The 17,449-nt window shown below is 70.6% G+C and carries 13 protein-coding genes; 7 read left to right on the top strand and 6 right to left on the bottom strand.

The genetic code is table 11. The features are described 5' to 3' along the window. Positions 1-31: 31 nt before the first annotated feature. Positions 32-1,600 carry an efflux RND transporter periplasmic adaptor subunit gene (locus PMES_RS08555; RefSeq protein ID WP_159965291.1) on the top strand — a complete coding sequence of 523 codons (1,569 nt, stop codon included), beginning with the start codon at positions 32-34 and terminating at the stop codon, positions 1,598-1,600. Continuing rightward, entirely contained in the window at positions 1,597-4,959 is a 3,363-nt protein-coding gene (locus tag PMES_RS08550; protein ID WP_159965290.1) for an efflux RND transporter permease subunit, read from the top strand. The genes PMES_RS08555 and PMES_RS08550 overlap by 4 nt, the downstream gene beginning before the upstream one ends. Before the next feature lie 4 nt (positions 4,960-4,963). Here PMES_RS08550 and PMES_RS08545 read toward each other — a convergent pair whose 3' ends face one another. Further along, positions 4,964-5,833, bottom strand: coding sequence for a protein-disulfide reductase DsbD domain-containing protein (locus tag PMES_RS08545; RefSeq protein WP_159965289.1), 870 nt, complete (start codon positions 5,831-5,833; stop codon positions 4,964-4,966). A 105-nt stretch (positions 5,834-5,938) separates the two neighbouring features. Here PMES_RS08545 and PMES_RS08540 point away from each other — a divergent pair, with 105 nt between their 5' ends. Next, entirely contained in the window at positions 5,939-6,514 is a 576-nt protein-coding gene (locus tag PMES_RS08540) for a YqgE/AlgH family protein (RefSeq protein ID WP_159965288.1), read from the top strand. 9 nt (positions 6,515-6,523) lie between these two features. On the opposite strand, the gene PMES_RS08535 is transcribed toward PMES_RS08540, so the two are convergent. Continuing rightward, positions 6,524-7,501 carry an L-threonylcarbamoyladenylate synthase gene (locus PMES_RS08535; protein ID WP_438943233.1) on the bottom strand — a complete coding sequence of 326 codons (978 nt, stop codon included), beginning with the start codon at positions 7,499-7,501 and terminating at the stop codon, positions 6,524-6,526. Between the two features lie 129 nt (positions 7,502-7,630). Between PMES_RS08535 and PMES_RS08530 the strand changes: the two genes are divergently transcribed. Both PMES_RS08530 and PMES_RS08525 read left to right on the top strand, forming a co-directional pair. Further along, the gene (locus PMES_RS08530) at positions 7,631-9,334 is read left to right on the top strand and encodes an acyl-CoA dehydrogenase family protein (RefSeq protein ID WP_159965286.1); all 1,704 of its coding nucleotides are present in this window, start codon (positions 7,631-7,633) and stop codon (positions 9,332-9,334) included. 29 nt (positions 9,335-9,363) lie between these two features. Then, positions 9,364-10,410, top strand: coding sequence for an MBL fold metallo-hydrolase (locus PMES_RS08525; RefSeq protein ID WP_159965332.1), 1,047 nt, complete (start codon positions 9,364-9,366; stop codon positions 10,408-10,410). A gap of 135 nt (positions 10,411-10,545) precedes the next feature. Here the strand turns inward: PMES_RS08525 and PMES_RS08520 are convergent, their stop codons facing one another. Together PMES_RS08520 and PMES_RS08515 are read right to left on the bottom strand one after the other, a co-directional pair. Then, positions 10,546-11,739 carry an amidohydrolase gene (locus PMES_RS08520; protein WP_159965285.1) on the bottom strand — a complete coding sequence of 398 codons (1,194 nt, stop codon included), beginning with the start codon at positions 11,737-11,739 and terminating at the stop codon, positions 10,546-10,548. Between the two features lie 58 nt (positions 11,740-11,797). After that, positions 11,798-12,748 carry a DMT family transporter gene (locus PMES_RS08515; protein WP_201288977.1) on the bottom strand — a complete coding sequence of 317 codons (951 nt, stop codon included), beginning with the start codon at positions 12,746-12,748 and terminating at the stop codon, positions 11,798-11,800. A 390-nt stretch (positions 12,749-13,138) separates the two neighbouring features. Here PMES_RS08515 and PMES_RS08510 point away from each other — a divergent pair, with 390 nt between their 5' ends. Both PMES_RS08510 and PMES_RS08505 read left to right on the top strand, forming a co-directional pair. Next, positions 13,139-14,179, top strand: coding sequence for a zinc-binding alcohol dehydrogenase family protein (locus PMES_RS08510; RefSeq protein WP_236549750.1), 1,041 nt, complete (start codon positions 13,139-13,141; stop codon positions 14,177-14,179). Between the two features lie 149 nt (positions 14,180-14,328). After that, positions 14,329-15,144 carry an SDR family NAD(P)-dependent oxidoreductase gene (locus tag PMES_RS08505; RefSeq protein ID WP_159965284.1) on the top strand — a complete coding sequence of 272 codons (816 nt, stop codon included), beginning with the start codon at positions 14,329-14,331 and terminating at the stop codon, positions 15,142-15,144. Positions 15,145-15,401: 257 nt separating this feature from the next. Here PMES_RS08505 and PMES_RS08500 read toward each other — a convergent pair whose 3' ends face one another. Further along, the gene (locus tag PMES_RS08500) at positions 15,402-16,349 is read right to left on the bottom strand and encodes an SDR family oxidoreductase (protein ID WP_159965283.1); all 948 of its coding nucleotides are present in this window, start codon (positions 16,347-16,349) and stop codon (positions 15,402-15,404) included. 54 nt (positions 16,350-16,403) lie between these two features. Then, complete coding sequence (locus PMES_RS08495; protein ID WP_159965282.1) at positions 16,404-17,429, bottom strand: aldo/keto reductase; 1,026 nt, start codon at positions 17,427-17,429, stop codon at positions 16,404-16,406. Positions 17,430-17,449: the final 20 nt, after the last annotated feature.

The following is a 17,449-nucleotide window of genomic DNA, read 5'->3' as shown; positions in this document are numbered from 1 at the left end:
CCCTAGCTTGTAGCGCGGCGAAAGGCGGATCATGCGGTTTCTCGGACGCTCCCTGACAGGGCTCATCCTGCTCAGCGCGACACTCGGGCTCCTGGCGCTTGCCGGCGGCACGATCCTCGGCGCCATGGGGGACCGATCCGGCGGTGGCGGCGGCGCGGGCCGTGCCGCGCGCGAGCAGATCTTCACCGCGCGGGTGGTGACGGCCCTGCCAGAGCGGATCACGCCGAGGATCGTCACCTATGGCGAGGTGCGCAGCCGTCGCCGGCTCGAGCTGCGCGCGGCCGCTCCCGGCGCCGTCTCGCAGATCGGGCCCGGCGTGGTGGAGGGCGGCAGCGTCGCGCAGGGTGAGCTGCTCTTCCGCATCGACCCCGCGGCGGCGCAGACCGCGCTTGACCTGGCGCAGGCCGACCTGTCCGATGCGCAGGCCGAGCTGCGCGAGGCGCGGGGCGCCGTGGAGCTGGCGCGCGGCGAGCTGGCTTCCGCCGAGGCGCAGGAAGCCCTGCGCAGCCGGGCCTCGGCGCGCCAGGAAGACCTGCGCGGGCGCGGCGTGGGCACCGAGGCCGCGGTCGAGGCGGCCGATCTTGCCGCCGCCGCCGCCCGCCAGGCGGTCCTTGCAAGGCGCCAGGCGCTCGCCCAGGCAGAGGCGCGGATCGACCAGGCCAGCGGCCTCGTCGCCCGCCGGACCATCACCGTGCGCGAGACCGAGCGCAGCCTTGCCGAAACCGAGATCCGGGCCGCCTTCGACGGTGTTCTGACGGAGGTCGATCCGGTGGTGGGCCGCCTCGTGAGCGCCAACGAGCGCCTTGCCGAACTCATCGATCCCGAGGCGCTCGAGATCGCCTTCACCGTCTCCACCTTGCAATATACCCGCCTTCTGGGGCCGGGCGGCACCCTGCCCTCGGCCCCGGTGACCGCGCGGATCGAACTTGGCGACGGCGAGCTGACGGCCCGTGGACGCATCGACCGCGAGAGCGCGGCGGTCGGCGCCGGACAGACGGGACGCCGGCTCTTCGCGCGCCTCGGGGCGGCGCCGGGCTTCCGGCCGGGCGATTTCGTCACGGTCATCATCGAGGAGCCCGCCCTCGCGGGCGCGATGCGCCTGCCTGCCGCCGCTCTCGACAGCAACGGCGCGGTGCTGGTGCTGGGCGCCGGCGACCGCCTCGAGGCGCAGGATGTGACGGTCCTGCGCCGCGAGGGCGAGCAGGTCATCATCGACGCCGAACCGATCACCGGCCGTGAGATCGTCGGCACCCGCACTCCGATGCTCGGCGCCGGGATCGCCATCCGCCCGCAACGCGCGGGAGGTGATGCGGAACAGGGCGAGGCCGGCGCCGCCGGTGATGCGCGGCCGGGGGCGCAAGCCCGCGACGCGGAGGAGGACAGGCCCGAGGGCGCGCGCGGCACACCAAGGGAGAAGAACGCTCCGGTGGCCCCTGCCCCCTCCGGGGGCGCCGCCGTGGCACCGCCTCGGATGCCGGGGAAAGATACGGCTCGGCTGGGTCCGTCTCCGCTCCTTTTCGCGCCTTCGTTCACGACCACGGCCACGCGCATTGGCTCCGCGCCCGGTGGCGCGCGATTCGCGGCGAGAATGGGCGGATGAGGGCGCGCGCCGCGCCGCCGCGGCTCCTGAGCTATTTCACCAGGCACCGCACGGCGGCCAATCTGCTGCTGCTCGTCCTGCTGGCGCTTGGGGCGGCGGCCTTGCCGCGGATGCGCGCGCAATTCTTCCCCGATGTCGTGCTCGACAGCCTGTCTGTCACGGTCGCCTGGCCCGGGGCGGGCGCCGAGGATGTCGATCTGGCGCTCGTGGGCGCGCTCGAGCCCGCGCTGCTGGCGGTGCGGGGCGTCACGGATGTCTCGTCACGCGCCAGCGAGGGGAGCGCCTCGATCTCCCTCGAATTCGAGCCCGGGCGGGACATGTCCGCCGCCACGGAGGACGTGCAGGCCGCCGTCGACGCGGTGCGCGACCTGCCCGATGCGGCGCAGGAGCCGGTGGTGCGCCGCAGCGCCTGGAGCGACAGGGTCACCGATACCGTCATCCACGGCCCGATCGCCCCGCAACAGCTCGCGCGTCTCGCCGACGCGTTCACCGCGCGGCTCTTCGCCGCCGGGGTCACGCAGGTGACGATCGAGGGCATCGCGGCGGCCGAGATACGGGTGGAGGTCCCCTCCATCTCGCTCATCCGGCACGGGCTCAGCCTGTCGCAGATCGCCGCCGCCATCGCCGAGGAGGCCGAGGCCGATCCCGCGGGCGACATCGCCGGCGCCGCGCGGGTGCGCACCGGGGTCGCCAAGCGCAGCGCCGAGCAGATCGCCGGCATCGCGCTGCGCTCCGGGATGGATGGCACGCGGCTCGAACTGGGGGACGTGGCGCGGATCACCCAACCGGGCATCGACCGCGACCGTGCCTCCTTCGTGGGTCCGGATCCCGCCCTCACGCTGCGTGTCGAGCGCAGTGCCGAAGGGGACGCGATAGAGCTTCAGCGAAGGGTCGAGGCGGTCGCCGCGCAGATGCGCCCCACCCTGCCCGAAGGGGTGGAGATCACCCTCGTGCGCACCCGCGCGGAGGCGATCACCGGGCGGCTCGACACGCTGATGGAGAATGGCCTGATGGGGCTCGGACTGGTGGTGGGCCTGCTGTTCTTCTTTCTCAACGCACGCACCGCCTTCTGGGTGGCGGCCGGCATCCCCGTCGCGATGACGGCTGCGATCGCGCTGATGTATGCCGCCGGGCTGACCTTCAACATGATCTCCCTCTTCGCGCTGATCATCACGCTGGGGATCGTGGTCGATGACGCGATCGTGGTCGGTGAGCATGCCGATTTCAGGGCGAGGCAGCTTGGCGAGGATGCCAAGACGGCCGCCGAGAATGCCGCCGGCCGGATGTTCGCGCCGGTCTTCTCGGCCACGCTGACCACGGTGATCGCCTTCTTCGGCCTGGTGGCGGTCGGGGGGCGCTTCGGCGATCTCATCTCGGACATTCCCTTCACCGTGATCGTGGTGCTGATCGCCTCGCTCGCCGAATGCTTCCTGATCCTGCCGAACCACATGGCCCACGCGCTCTCGCATGTCGGGCGCGGCCATTGGTACGACTGGCCCTCGCGCACCGTGAACAAGGGGTTCGGCGTGCTGCGCGACAAGGGGTTCCGCCCGCTGATGCGGCTGGTCGTCAAGGCCCGCTACCCGGTTCTGGCGGCCGTGATCGCGATCCTGGCAAGCCAGGTCGCGGTCTTCATGCGCGGCGACGTGCAATGGCGTTTCTTCAACGCGCCGGAGCGCAGCACGATCACCGGCAATTTCGTCATGCGCGACGGCGCCACGCGGGCGGACACGCTCGAGATGATGCGCGCGTTGCAGCGAAGCGTCGCCGAGACGGGCGCGGCCTACGAGGCCGAGCATGGGCGCGATCCGGTCGATTTCGCCATCGCGCAGATCGGCGGCACCGCCGGGCGCGGCCTTGCCGGAACGGAGGAGACCGAGCCCGAACGCCTCGGCGCGATCTCCATCGAACTCATCCCCGCCGATGCGCGCCCCTATTCGAGCTTCGCCTTCCTGGCCGCGCTGCAGGAGGCCGTGCCCGAACATCCCCTGCTCGAGACGGTAAGCTATCGCGGCGGGCGGAGCGGCCCGGGCGGGGATGCGCTCGACATCCGGATATCGGGCGCCGCGAGCCAGACGCTCAAGGCGGCGGCCGAAGACCTCAAAGCGCGGCTCGGCACCTTCCCGGAGGTTTCCGCGCTCGAGGATTCGCTGCCCTATGACAAGGAGGAGATCATTCTCGAGCTGACCGCGCGCGGCAGGGCCCTCGGATTCACGATCGACGCGCTGGGCGACGTGCTGCGCGACAGGCTTTCGGGGATCGAGGCTGCGAGCTTTCCGGACGGGCCGCGGGCGGCGACGATCCGGGTCGAGCTGGCGCCGCGGGATCTGACGCCCGACCTGCTGGACCGGATGCTGCTGCCGACGGCGGAGGGGCAGCAGGTCCCCCTCGCCGATATCGTCACGCTGCGCCGCGCGGCGGGCTTCTCGAGCATCCGCCGCGAGAACGGGGTGCGGCTGGCGCGGGTCACGGGCGATCTGTCCGAGGACGACCCGGCCCGCGCCAGCGAGATCATGCAGGCGCTCGAAACGGTCATCCTGCCCCGGCTCGAGGAGGATTTCGGGGTCAGCACCGCCTTGTCCGGCCTCTCCGAGCAGGAGGACGCCTTTCTCGCGGATGCCGCTCTCGGCCTCGCCTTCTGCCTGACCGGGATCTACCTGACGCTCGCCTGGGTCTTCTCGAGCTGGCTGCGCCCGTTCGTGGTGATGGCGATCATTCCCTTCGGCCTGGTCGGCACGATCTGGGGCCATGCGGCCTGGGACGTGCCGCTGAGCCTTTTCACCGTGGTCGGATTGCTGGGAATGACGGGCATCATCATCAACGATTCCATCGTTCTGGTGACCACGATCGACGAACATGCGCACGATCGCGGCCTCGTTCCCGCGATCGTGGACGGCGCGGCGGACCGGCTGCGCCCGGTGCTGCTGACCACCCTGACGACCGTTCTGGGCCTCGCGCCGCTGCTCTACGAGACCTCGGCCGATGCGCAGTTTCTCAAACCCACGGTGATCACCCTCGTCTACGGGCTGGGCTTCGGAATGCTCCTGGTGCTCCTGGTGGTGCCGGCGCTGATCGGGATGCAGCATGACGCGCGCCGCAGCCTCGACGCGGTGCGCCGCAGCCTGCGGGGCGGCCGGCGTCACCGTGCGGTGCGCCGCGCGGTGAGCCTGACCGGCATGGCGGCGCTCGCGGGGTTCGCCCTCGTCCTGCTGCCGGCCATCTTGTGGGAACGGTTGCCGATGGCGCTCGGCGGGGCCGCGCTCGGCCCGGCAGCAGGCTTTGCGCTCTATATGGGCCTGACGGTCGGGACCGCGCTTCTGGCCCTTATCGGCACGGCCCTCTCGCGCCGGCGCCGCTGAGCCATCACCCCCCGGTGCAGCCTTGCATGTCCACCGCACCGCGCGGGCCCAGCACCGTGAGGCGCACCTGCGATCGGTCGAGCATGAAGGGCGCGCCGCGCGGCGGCACGACATCCACCTGCGAGGAGAGCCTGTCGCCGTCCCGGACCAGCTCGGCCTCCGAGACCCATGCCCCGGCGCGCCCCAGCTCGACCACCGCATGCTCCCCCGCGCCGCGCGGCGCGAGCGTCACCTCGACATTCAGGCGCAGACCGCCCTCGGTCGGGGTGACGGCGCAGGTGAGCGGTCCCGCCCCGGCCTGTGCGCCGGACGAAGGGCGCGCGTCCATCGCGGCCACGATGCGCGGATCGGCGGAGCGCGCCCCCGGCTCGAGCGCGGCCGAGACCTTCATGGAGACCGGCACGCAGATATTCTCGCAGACACCGAGATCGACGCGGCCCTCCAGCCTGATGGGACGGTCCGGGTCGCGCGGCGTGAAAACGATCGGAAGGATTACGTCCGAGACGTAGCCCACGGAGGTCAGCCCGTTCGAGGTGAAGACCTCGGGCGCGGGCCAGAGCACCTCGGCCCCGGCGATGTTGCGCGATCCACTCCAGTCGAAATGCGGCGGAATGCCCGCATCCCCCGGCGCCCGCCAATAGGTCTTCCACCCCGGATCGAGCGAGATGCGCAGCCCGGCGACATGGCGGCCGGAGCCGTCGCGCCAGCCCGGCAGGATCTCGAGTTCGGCCATGCTCGGCATGGGTTGCGCGGCGGCTGGCGCGGCGAGGCGCAGCTCGCCATCGGACCCCGGATGGGGAGCGGCGAGCAGCAGGGCCGCGGCGCCGAGAATGGCGGCGGCACGGCGCGGGCGATGGGTGGAGATGCATGTCATCGGCCATACAGTAAGCACGCCTCGCCGGGATGGAAATCACGACTTGGCGAGAGCCCGCTCCCACGCCCCCTTGCAACGTGGCAGGCCTGCTGCATTATCCATGGAATGAATCAATCCGATCCAGCCCAGACGCTCGCCGGCAAGCTGCTCGTGGCCATGCCGGGCATGGGCGATCCACGCTTCGACAAGAGCGTCATCCTGCTTTGCGCGCATGGCGAGGACGGCGCGATGGGCCTGATTGTCAACAAGACGGCGCAGCAGATCACCTTTCTCGACCTGCTCGATCAGCTTGGCATCGGGGCGCGTCCGGGGCTGCCGGCCCATGCCGTCCATGTCGGCGGGCCGGTGGAGACCGGACGGGGCTTCGTCTTGCACCGCGCCACCGAGTTCGAAGACGAGGCGAGCCTGCGAATCGGCGCCGATTTCGAGATGACCGCGACACTCGATGCGCTGCGCCGTCTTGCCGAAGGGAAGGAATCGGGCGATTTTCTGCTCGCGTTGGGCTATGCCGGCTGGCAGGCCGGGCAGCTCGAGCAGGAGATCGCGCGCAACGGCTGGCTGATCGCCGATGCCACGCCGCAGATCGTCTTCGGCACGCCCGACAGGCTCAAGTGGAGCGCTGCGCTCGAGGGGATCGGGGTCGATCCGATGCTTCTGTCGGGCGCCGCGGGCCGGGCGTGAGCGCGCCCCTCAGCGCGGCGCCGCCGCCCGCGCCAGCCGGTCGTTGATCGCGCGCCCGAGTCCGATGCGCGGCACCGGCGAGACGGCGATGCGTGGCACGCCGGCACGGTCGAGGGCCTGCAGATGTCCGAAGAGATTGGCCGCCGCCTCGACCAGGTCGCCCGCGGACGACAGATTGTAGGCAGCCTCCACCGGACCGAAACCGAGGAGCACCTCGCCGGGCTCGGCGGCATCCGCGTCGAGACGGATGCGGCCGGCGGGCGCGTAATGCGAGGCCAGCTGTCCCGGCGCGGTCACCGCCGGCGTCTCGCCATCCGTGCCCCCCGGCGCGGGCGGCGGCAGGAGCGGCGCGCCAAGGCAGGCCTCGACGGCCTCGGCGGCCAGCCCGCCGGGTCGCAACAGGCGCACACCGCCACCCTCGCATGCGGACCGCGGCTGCAGGATGGTCGATTCGAGGCCGACGGCGCAGGGGCCGCCATCAAGCACCGCGTCGATCCGCCCCGACAGCCCCCTCAGGACATGCGCGGCCCGCGTCGGCGAGACGCGCCCGGACGGGTTCGCCGAGGGCGCGGCAACGGGAATGCCCGCCTGCGTCAGAAGCGAGCGGGCGAGCGCGCCCGAAGGCACCCTGACCGCGATGCTCGGCAGACCGGCGCTGACGAGCGGCGACAGGCCCGCCGCCTCCCGCCGCGGCAGAACGAGCGTCATCGGGCCGGGCCAGAAAGCCTCCGCCAGCCGGGCCGCGTCGGGGGACAGCTCCGCCACGGCCTCCACGGATGCCATATCCGGCAGGTGGACGATCAGGGGGTTGAACTGCGGTCGGCCCTTGGCCTCGAAGATCCGCGCGACCGCGATATCGTCGCGCGCATCGGCGCCCAGCCCGTAGACCGTCTCGGTGGGGAAGGCGACCAGCCGTCCCTCGCGCAGCAGGCGCGCCGCCTCTCCGACCTCGCCCGCTTCGAGCTCCAGGGTCCGCATGTTTCGCACCTTCCCTCGTGACGCTGCGTCCCGGTTGCCGGTGCAACAGGCCTCGCCCATCCTCTGGCGCAACCGAACAAGTGCATATGCGTTGCGCCGCGCTCTGCCAAGATGTCGCCGCAGCCAGGAGATGACCCCATGACCTATACCGCGCCCACGGGCGAGTTCACATTCATTCTCGAACATCTGGTGGGGCTCAACCGGGTGACCGAGACCGAGCGTTTCGCCGATGCCACACCCGACATGGCCGCCGCGATCCTGTCCGAGGCCGGGAAGATGTGCGAGGACAAGCTCGCGCCCCTGCAGCGGTCCGGCGATCTGCATCCCGCGCGGCTTGAGAACGGCGTCGTGCGCACCTCGCCGGGCTTCGCCGAGGGCTACCGCGCGGTGGCCGAGGGCGGCTGGGTGGGAATGGCCGCCGATCCCGAATATGGCGGTCTCGGCCTGCCCATGGCGCTTGCCACCGGGGTGAACGAGATGATGGCCAGCGCCTGCCTGTCGCTGCAGCTTGCTCCGCTCATGAGCCAGGGCCAGATCGAGGCGCTCGAGCATCATGCCAGCGACGCGATCAAGTCCATCTACCTGCCCAAGCTGATCTCGGGCGAATGGAACGGCACGATGAACCTGACCGAGCCGCAGGCGGGCTCGGATGTCGGCGCGCTGCGCAGCCGGGCGGAGCCGGTGGGCGACGGCACCTACAAGATCACCGGCCAGAAGATCTACATCTCCTGGGGCGACAACGACTTCACCGACAACACCTGCCATCTCGTCCTGGCCCGCCTCGCGGACGGGGCGCCCGGCACCAAGGGGATCAGCCTCTTTCTCGTGCCCAAATACATCCCCGACGCGGCGCGCAATCCCGGCCGGGCCAACGCGCTGCGCGTCATCTCGCTCGAGCACAAGCTCGGGCTGCACGGCTCGCCGACGGCCGTCATGGAATATGACGGCGCCATCGGCTGGCTCGTGGGCCAGGAGCATGGCGGAATGGCGGCGATGTTCACGATGATGAACAACGCCCGCCTCGGCGTCGGGGTGCAGGGGATAGGCGTGGCCGAGGGCGCCTACCAGCATGCGCTCGCCTATGCCCGCGATCGCGTCCAGGGCCGCAACAACGAGCCCGGCGGAAGCATCCTCGGCCATCCCGACGTGCGCCGGATGCTGCTCGAGATGAAGGCCGACATCTTCGCCGCCCGGTCGATCGCTCTGGGCTGTTCGGTATCGGCCGACATGGCGAGCGCGACCGGCGAGCAATTCTGGAAGGACCGTGCCGCCTTCCTCACCCCGATCGCCAAGGCCTTCGGGACCGATGTGGGGATCTCCGCGGCGCAGACCGGCATCCAGGTCCATGGGGGCATGGGTGTCATCGAGGAGACGGGCGCCGCGCAATTCGTCCGCGATGGGCGGGTGCTCGCGATCTACGAGGGCACGAACGGCATCCAGGCGATGGACCTCGTCGGGCGCAAGCTGATGGATGGCGGGCGGACCGCCGGCAAGATCCTCGACGACATCGAAACCGGCGCCGAAACCGCCCGCGCCACCAATCCCCGCCTCGCAAAGCGGGTCTGGAACGCCGCCGAGACCCTGCGCGAGACGACCGAGTGGATGGTCGCGCAAGAGCGGATGGACGACCGTTTCGCCGGGGCGGTTCCCTATCTGCGGGCCTTCGCACGCGTGCTCGGGGCCCATTTCCACCTGCGCGCGGCGACCAGCGCGGGACCGGGGCCGCGCACCGAGCTGGCGCGGTTCTACATCCGCCGGATGCTGCCGGAATATTCCTGGCTGCTGACCCAGGCGCGCGAGGGTGCCGGCGGGCTTTATGCGAATCGCACAGAGGACCTGTGACCGCCGCGCGCTCCGGCGCGGCGATCCGCATGCCCTGGGCGGAGCCGCCCGCCTTCGGCCGCCCCTTGCGGGTCGCCGAGGCGATCCACTGGGTCCGCCTGCCCCTGCCGATGGCCCTCGATCACGTCAATGCCTACATCCTCGAGGACGAGGAGGGGCTGACGCTCGTTGATCCGGGCCTGTGCGATCCGGCCACGCGGTCGATCTGGACCGCGCTTCTGGATGGTCCCTTCGCCGGGCGGCGCGTGCGGCGGGTGATCGTGACCCATCACCACCCCGATCACGTGGGCCTTGCCGGCTGGTTCGTGAGCGATCACGGCGCCGAGCTGATGATGTCGCGCACGGCCTGGCTGCTCGCGCGGATGATGATCCTCGATGTCCAGGAGCGCCCGGCACGGGAAACGGTGCGCCACTGGCGCAGGGGCGGCATGGCGCCCGATATCCTCGAGCGCCGCCGCAACGAGCGGCCCTTCAACTTCGCCGATGTCTCGGCGCCCCTGCCCCTCGGCTTCACCCGGCTTGGCGAGGGCGACACGCTGACCGCCGCGGGGCAGCAATGGCAAGTGAGAATGGGCGCGGGACACGCGCCGGCGCATGTCACGCTCTGGTCGAGCGATGCGCCGCTGGTGATCGGGGGGGATCAGCTTCTCGCCTCGATCTCGCCCAATCTGGGGCTCTACGCCACCGAGCCCGAGGCCGATCCCGTGGAGGACTGGATCACCGCCTGCACGCGGCTGCTGGACTGCGCGCGCGACGATCAGCTCGTGCTGCCGGGGCACAAGCTTCCCTTCACCGGCCTGCCCTACAGGCTGCGCAACCTGATCGACAACCATCATGCGGCGCTTGGCAGGCTGACCGATTTCCTCGCCACGGCGCATAGTGCCGCGGAATGCTTCGACCTGCTCTACAGGCGGCCCATCAGGGGGGGCGAATACGGGCTCGCCCTCGTCGAGGCGATGGCACATTGCCAGCATCTGCACCATCGCGGCATCGCCTGGCGCCGCGAGCGTGCGGACGGGGCCTGGATATTCGGCACCGGTCCGGCACCGCAGGGATCACCCGGCCCTTCCGGGTAGGGCCGCAGGCCCGGTCAGACCGGCCTCGCCGAACGCGGGCCCGAACGGACCCGGCGCGATTGGGCCCAGCGCTTCCATGATTGCCGCTTCAAGCGGGGCGCGCGCTCGCCGATCGCCGGGCCGTCCCGCGCGCGGTCAGGCTTCGGGCGCGAGCGGCCTGTCTCCGGCGGGCGGCGCGTCGGCATGCCCCAGGAGATCGCGCATGATACGCTCGAATATGGCGCTTCCCACCGGGAGCAGCGCATCGGGAAAGTCATAATCGGGATTGTGCAGCGCGGGATGATCCTCGCCGGGGCCAAGGCACAGCATGGCCGCCTTGGCGCCCCAACCGAACACGCCGAAATCCTCCGAGGCGCGCATCGGAAGACCGGCTTCGCCATGCGTGATCCCGGCCGCCCCCATCGCCGCGGCGGCAACCGCGACGGCCTCGGGGTCGTTGATCGAGGCGGCGAACCTGTCGCAGGTCTCGAAGCGCAGGCCGAGCCCCGCATCGCGCGCCGCCGCGGCGGCAAGGCCGCGCGCCGCGGTCTCGAGATCATCGAGCTGTGCATCGCTGGCGCTGCGCAGGGTTGCATAGAGTTCCGCCTCTCCCGGGGCCACCCCGAAAGACGGCTCGCCTATCCTGGCATGGGTGATCGTGACCAGGCGGAACCCCTCATCGACCGGCCCGTCACGTCCGAGCGCCTCGAGGTCCGGGATCAAGGAGGCCACGGTTCGCGCGGGGGAGAGCCCGGCCCCCGGATCGGCGGCATGGGCGGTCTTGCCCGAAAGCGCGATCCGCAACCCCATGGAGGCGCAATTGATCAGCCCGGCGCGGGCCGCGACATGGCCGAACGGGTGACCGGGCAGGACATGGATGGCAAAGGCCCAGTCCGGCCTTATCGCCGCGAAGGCGGGATCGCGGATCACGGCCAGCGCGCCGCTGCCATCCTCCTCGGCCGGCTGGAACAGCAGCACGGCCCGCCCGCGCGCCACGGGCCGGCGCGCCGCCATGCGCCCCAGCGCCAGCAGCATCGCCATATGGCCGTCATGGCCGCAGACATGGCTCTTGCCGGCATGGAGCGAGGCCCAGGCGATGTCGTTGCGCTCCTCGATCGGCAGGCCATCGAGCTCGGCGCGGAAGAGGACGGTCGGCCCCTCCCGGCCACTGTCGAAGACGGCGGCCACGCCATGCCCCCCGAGCCCCGTGAGGATCCGGCTCGGGGACAGGTCCCGCAATGCGGCGGCGATCATGGAGGCCGTCCCGACCTCCTGCCCCGAAAGCTCCGGATGACGGTGAAGCTCCCGGCGGAACGCGGTCAGCTCGTCAAGGTCCGTTCCAGTCAGCATGCAGCCCTCGTCATAGCGGTGCGGACCCGATCCCAGGGCCCGTGCATGGATTTGGCCATCAGCGCCGGAGGGCGGATAGGCGGGTGCGGGTGCGGCGGGTGCGGCGGCGGGGCAACGGCGCCTCATTCCAGAAAAGACAGGCGATGATCAGCCCGACGCCGAGCCACCCGAGGGGCGGAAGCCGCTCGCCCACGACGGCGATGGCCAGCAGCGCGGCGACGACCGGCTCGAAGAGCGTGAGGGTCGTCACCTGGCTGCTCGGCAGGCGCGACAGCGCGATACCGAAGGCGACATAGCCCAGGAACATCGGCACGGTTGCCATGTAGATCCCGACCATCAGGTTACTCGCGCTGTCGAGGAACGGATCGCCCGCCGCGAAGAGAACCGGCATCAGCAAGAGCCCGCCCAGACCGAATGTCGCCCCCATCGCGGCGCGTGCCTCGATGCCATGCTGCATCAGTCGCCGCGCGCACCAGGCGTAGAGCGCGTATGTCATGCCCGCCAGCAGGCCGAGCGCCACGCCCAGCGGCACGTTCGGCGCGAGCGCCTCGTGATTGCCCTCCATGGCCCCCAGAAGCGCCATGCCCCCGATGCCCAGCGCGGCCCCGATGCCCCAGCGCAGGGTGAGCCGCGTCCCCTCGACGCGGTTCTCGATCAATGCCGAGATCAGCGGAGCGGACCCGATGGAGATGACGGTTCCGATGGTAACGCCGGCCAGACGCATCGAGGCGTAGAAGGCCAGCGGATAGATCGCGACGCAGATCGCCCCCACCAGAAGCGGGCGGCGGTGGCGCAGGAGGGCACCGCGCTCCGAGCGGATCCCGCGAATGGCGATGAGCGCCTGCAGCATCCCGCCGATACCCATCGCCGCGGCGCCGATCGCCACTGCCGGAACCTCCGGCGCGAAGGTGGCCGCGGTTCCGGTGGTGCCCCATGCGGTGGCGGCCAGAAGACCGAAGAGGACACCGATCATGCGGGCCGGCGCGGCGGGGGCGGGGCGCGTTGTCATCACCGGTCCGGCCGGTCCCGGCACGGGCCGCGCGCCACAGGGGGCGGGGTGTTCGGCTTTGCCATCACGGGCGCCCCTCTCATCTGCATGGACCCCTGCGCGTGGGCGGGGCCGCACGTGCTTGACCGCACGGGCCTGTTCGCACGGGTCTGTTCGCGCGCGCCCATCTACCTGCTATCCCGCGCGCCTGTCCAGAAGGGGCGATCACGGGGGCGCAAGATCGCGCGCGTCTTTCCGGCAAGCCGACGGCACCCGCAGCCCCGGACCGATACCGCGCCGTTCGGCGGCCATCCCGGGAGGAGGCGGGCCGTCCTGTCCGGGGATTATATCCGGAAGGCGAATTCTGAACTCCAGAGTTTGCCTTTTCTGTCTTTCCCGCAAGGCTTACCCATGACGGCAAGTGAACATGATCTGGAGACGAAACGGATGAAAGCCATTGGATACGATACAGCCGGCCCGATCGACGCCCCCGGCGCATTGGTCGAAGTCACGGCTGCGCGCCCCGAGATCGGCCCGCATGACCTGCTGGTCGAGGTGCGCGGTGTGTCGGTCAATCCGGTCGACACGAAACTGCGCGCGGCCGCAGCGCCCGAGGCCGGCCACCGGATCCTTGGATTCGACGCGGCCGGCATCGTGCGCGAGACCGGCGACGCGGTCACGGTCTACAAGCCCGGCGACACGGTGTTTTATGCCGGCGACGTGACCCGCCCCGGCACCAATGCCGAGCTGCATGCCGTCGACGAGCGCATCGTTGGCCGCAAGCCCGAGAGCCTCGATTTCGAGGAGGCCGCCGGTCTGCCGCTGACCGCGATCACCGCCTGGGAGATGCTCTTCGACAGTTTCCGCATTCCCGAGGGCGGCGGCGACGGCGAGGCGATCCTGGTGATCGGCGGCGCCGGCGGGGTCGGCTCGATCCTGATACAGCTGGCGAAGGCGCTGACCGGGCTGACGGTGATCGCCACCGCCTCGCGCGACGAGACGCGCGCATGGGTGCGCAAGATGGGCGCCGATCACGTGATCGACCACCGCGAACCGCTTGCCGCGCAGGTGAGCGCGCTCGGTCTCGCGCCGCGCTATGTCGCGGCCCTGACGGCCACCGGGCAGCACTGGGAGCAGATCGTCGCGCTGATCGCCCCGCGCGGGCATGTCACGCTGATCGACGATCCGAAGGATTTCGACATCAAGCCGGGCAAGCCCAAGGCGCTGACCATCTCCTGGGAATTCATGTTCACCCGCTCGATGTTCGGCACCGAGGACATCGCCGCGCAGCGCGATCTGCTGAACCGGGTATCGCAGATGATCGACGACGGCACCCTGCTCTCGACCGTCACCCAGCGGCTCGGGCCGCTGGAGGCCGGGAGGCTGCGCGCCGCCCATGAACGCCAGGAGAGCGGCCGGGTGATCGGCAAGCAGGTGCTCGGCGGATTCTAGGCCGCCCTGCCCCGCGGCGGCCCCGCCGCACCAGGCGCGCCGCCCGAGCGCGACGATGACCCCCCGGGGCCGGCCACGATCGGCCCGCGCCGGGGGGCGAAATCCCCCCTTGCGGCCTTCGCCGCGCCCCGCCTGCCGAGGAGACCGACATGAAGACCATCCTGATCACCGGAGCGAGCGACGGCATCGGCCGCGAGACGGCCCGCCGCCTCGCCACCGAGGGCCATCACCTGCTCTTGCATGGCCGCGATCCGGGCAAGCTCGATGCGGCGGCCTCGGAGCTGCGCGCAATCGCCGGCGCCGGCCCGGTCGAGACCTATCGCGCCGAGATGTCGCAGCTTGGCGAAGTGGCCGGCCTGGCCGAGAAGGTTGCCGCGCGTCATGACCGCCTCGACGTGCTGATCAACAATGCCGGCGTGCTCAAGAGCGCGGATGCGCGCCTGCCGGGCGGGCTCGATCTGCGTTTTGCGGTCAACACCCTTGCCCCCGCCCTTCTGACCCGCCGCCTGCTGCCGTCGATCCCCGCCGGCGGACGCATCATCCATCTTTCATCGGCCGCGCAGGCGCCGGTCGATCTCGGCGCGCTGACGGATGGGCGCCCCCTCGCCGCGATGGACGCCTATGCGCAGAGCAAGCTCGCCCTGACGATCTGGTCGCAGGCCCTTGCCGCCGAGCTCGGCCCCGACGGTCCGGTCACCGTGGCCGTGAACCCCGGCTCGCTCCTTGCGACCCGCATGGTCAAGGAGGGCTTCGGCGTTGCCGGAAACGATATCGGCATCGGCGCCGATATCCTTGTGCGCGCGGCCCTGTCGGACGCCTTCGCCGGCGCCTCGGGCCGGTATTTCGACAATGACGCCGGGCGTTTCGCACAACCCCAGGCGGAGGCCGGGGATCGCGAGCGGGTACGCGTCATCGTCGAGGCGATCGAGGGGCTCATCGCCGATCACCTGCCGCCGCGGCGATAGGAAACCACGGCGCTCCGGCAACCCAAGGCGCATTCGCCGGCGGGCGGAGCCTTGGGGCGGCCGTCACGGCGAATGGCACGGATCTGCCCGAAAGATCGCGGCCCGCCCGCGCCGGGTTCTGCCGGGCCGGGCCGGGCGGGAGCAGCCCCGCGCCCGGTCGCCGGCGGCCGCCGCGCCGTCCATGGCCAGCCTCCCCTGCCGCCACGGGGGCGACGAGGGGCTGCCCCCGTGGGGACGGCAAGAAGGCGGAGGCGGGGTCACAGCGACCAGGTGAAGCCTGTGTCCCGCTCCGAGCGCTCCCAGAGCCGGACCATGACCGGCTTGTCATGGGCGTGGGGCTCCAGCGTGCCGCGCCCGACCGGACCCACCCATTCCATCCGCCCGGTGGGCCCGTAGAGCGCACGCTCCGCAAGCCCGTCCTGCGTGGCGCACATGACTTCCGGGTAGGCGCCCTTCTCGGCCGACTGCACCATGGGCGAGAGCGACATCAGCTTGAACATGATCCGGGTGCCCCAACCGCCGCTGGTGGTGATGAGCGAGGTGCGCGAGGAACCGGGATGGCAGACACGGATCTCGACGGCGCGGCCCGCGGCGCTCACCCGGTCCTGAAGCTCGTAGGCGAACATCATCTGTGCCAGCTTGCTCTGGCTGTAGGCGGGGTTCGCGCTGTAGCCCTTCTCCCAGTTCATGTCGTCGAAACGGATGGTGCGCAGGCCCATCTTGTACCCGAGGCTCGCCACGACCACGATCCGGCCCCGCGTCTCCTCGATGCGGTCGAAGAGCATCCCGCACAGGGTGAAATGACCGTAATGGTTGGTGCCGAGCTGACTCTCGAAGCCGTCCGGCGTGAGCTTGCGCGTCGGCACCTGCGCAATGGCCGCGTTGCAGATCAGCGCGTCGATGCGCGGCACGGTCCTCAGCACCTCTCGGGCGGCGGCGCGCACCGAGGCCTGTTCAGCCAGGTCCATCCGGACGAAGCCAATCTCGGCATCCGTGCCGAATTCCTGTTTGAGCTCCTGAACGGCCGCGGCGGATTTCTCGGCGCTTCGGTTGAGCATCACGACCCGGGCGCCCTTGCCCAGCAGGATGCGCGCGGCCTGAAAGCCCGCCCCGGCATTGGCGCCGGTAATGACATAGGTCTTGCCGGAAAGGGTGCCGAGGCGGCCCGGCGTCCAACCCTCGGGTCCGAATTGGGTCTGTTCCATCGTCTTGATCCTTCGATGCGGTGGCGGCCGGATGCCGGTTGTCCTTGAGCGTGCTCAGCCGGCGCGGCGGGCGAAGAGGCTGTCGCCGCGCCGCATCCGTGGCAGGTAGCCGGGATATTCGGGCCTCAGCGCGCTGACCGCGTCGAGCCGCGCCATCTCCTCGTCGCCCAGCGCGATATCGGCAGCCCCGAGATTATCGACCAACTGCTCTTGCTTGCGCGCGCCGACGATCACGCTGGTCACGCCCGGCTTGTGCAGCAGCCAAGCCAGGGCGACCTGCGCGACCGAGGCGTTCTTCGCCTCGGCGATCCCGGCCAGCACATCGAGGATGCCGAAGCCCTGATCCTTGTCGACCGGGGGAAAGTCGAAGCCCGAGCGCCGGCCCGCGGCTTCGCCGTCACGGGCGTACTTGCCGCTCAGAAAGCCGCTTGCGAGCGGGCTGTAGATAAAGGTGCCGAGCCCGAGATCGCGCACCGCCGGGAGGATCTCCCGTTCCAGCTCGCGTCCCACGAGGCTGTAATAGGATTGCGCGGAGACGAAGCGTTCGCAGCCCAGCTGCCGCGCCAGCCCGTCTGCCTTGGCGATCTGCCAGCCGGCGAAGTTCGACAGGCCGATATAGCGCACCTTGCCCTGCCGCACGAGGTCATCCAGCGCGCGCAGCGTCTCTTCGAGCGGGGTGGTATAATCGAAGGTATGGACCTGATAGAGGTCGATGTAATCGGTGCCGAGCCGCTTCAGACTTGCCTCGACCTCGCGCATGATGGCGAGCCGGCTGCTGCCCAGATCGTTCGGCCCGGTGCTCAGGGTGCTGGCAAGCTTGGTGGCGATCAGCATGTCCTTGCGCCGGGCACCCAGCGCGCGGCCGAGCATCTCCTCGGAGACGCCCGAGCTGTAGACGTTGGCCGTGTCGAAGATGTTGATCCCCGCCTCGATCGACAGATCGACCATGCGCGTGGCCAGCTCCTGCCCCGTGGCGCCCATGATGCCCGCATAGCTGCCGCCCTCGTTGTCGAAGGTCATGGTGCCGAGCGTCAGCTCCGACACGTAAAGGCCAGACTGCCCAAGTTGCCTGTATTTCATCACGATACCCTTTCGCGCCG

This window comes from Profundibacterium mesophilum KAUST100406-0324 (assembly GCF_009835145.1).
Taxonomy (GTDB): Bacteria; Pseudomonadota; Alphaproteobacteria; order Rhodobacterales; family Rhodobacteraceae; genus Profundibacterium; species Profundibacterium mesophilum.
This window is presented reverse-complemented; position numbering and strand designations above follow the sequence as displayed.

Coding starts and splice junctions, on each gene's coding strand:
- PMES_RS08555 (WP_159965291.1), top strand. CDS start 32: ATGCGGTTTCTCGGACGCTCCCTGACAGGGCTCATCCTGCTCAGCGCG.
- PMES_RS08550 (WP_159965290.1), top strand. CDS start 1,597: ATGAGGGCGCGCGCCGCGCCGCCGCGGCTCCTGAGCTATTTCACCAGG.
- PMES_RS08545 (WP_159965289.1), bottom strand. CDS start 5,833: ATGACATGCATCTCCACCCATCGCCCGCGCCGTGCCGCCGCCATTCTC.
- PMES_RS08540 (WP_159965288.1), top strand. CDS start 5,939: ATGAATCAATCCGATCCAGCCCAGACGCTCGCCGGCAAGCTGCTCGTG.
- PMES_RS08530 (WP_159965286.1), top strand. CDS start 7,631: ATGACCTATACCGCGCCCACGGGCGAGTTCACATTCATTCTCGAACAT.
- PMES_RS08525 (WP_159965332.1), top strand. CDS start 9,364: ATGCCCTGGGCGGAGCCGCCCGCCTTCGGCCGCCCCTTGCGGGTCGCC.
- PMES_RS08520 (WP_159965285.1), bottom strand. CDS start 11,739: ATGCTGACTGGAACGGACCTTGACGAGCTGACCGCGTTCCGCCGGGAG.
- PMES_RS08515 (WP_201288977.1), bottom strand. CDS start 12,748: ATGACAACGCGCCCCGCCCCCGCCGCGCCGGCCCGCATGATCGGTGTC.
- PMES_RS08510 (WP_236549750.1), top strand. CDS start 13,139: ATGACGGCAAGTGAACATGATCTGGAGACGAAACGGATGAAAGCCATT.
- PMES_RS08505 (WP_159965284.1), top strand. CDS start 14,329: ATGAAGACCATCCTGATCACCGGAGCGAGCGACGGCATCGGCCGCGAG.
- PMES_RS08500 (WP_159965283.1), bottom strand. CDS start 16,349: ATGGAACAGACCCAATTCGGACCCGAGGGTTGGACGCCGGGCCGCCTC.
- PMES_RS08495 (WP_159965282.1), bottom strand. CDS start 17,429: ATGAAATACAGGCAACTTGGGCAGTCTGGCCTTTACGTGTCGGAGCTG.